We start from the raw sequence: 246 nt of genomic DNA on the forward strand, positions 1-246 counted from the left end.
GTCCTGCGGCTGCGGAGGGATTGCCAGCCCCGAGGAAGAAAGCCCGATGCCATCCAGCCGTTCCCGCCTGTTGCTTTCCCTGCTCACCGCGGCCCTGGCCACCCCGGCCCTGGCCGATGAGGTCCAGGTCGCCGTGGCCGCCAATTTCAGCGCGCCGCTCAAGGCCATCGGCGAGCGCTTCGCCCAGGACACCGGCCATCAGCTGGTGATTTCCAGCGGCGCCACCGGCCAGCTCTATGGCCAGAT

At 69.1% G+C, this 246-nt stretch carries 1 protein-coding gene; it reads left to right on the forward strand.

Annotation, left to right across the window (positions count from 1 at the left end):
• Nucleotides 1–46: 46 nt before the first annotated feature.
• Nucleotides 47–246 (forward strand): substrate-binding domain-containing protein (locus FS767_RS22475; RefSeq protein ID WP_371921613.1); only part of this gene is annotated, 200 nt, incomplete at its 3' end.

Origin of the sequence: Pseudomonas sp. DE0010, assembly GCF_007680745.1 — a bacterium.
GTDB lineage: Bacteria > Pseudomonadota > Gammaproteobacteria > Pseudomonadales > Pseudomonadaceae > Aquipseudomonas > Aquipseudomonas parafulva_B.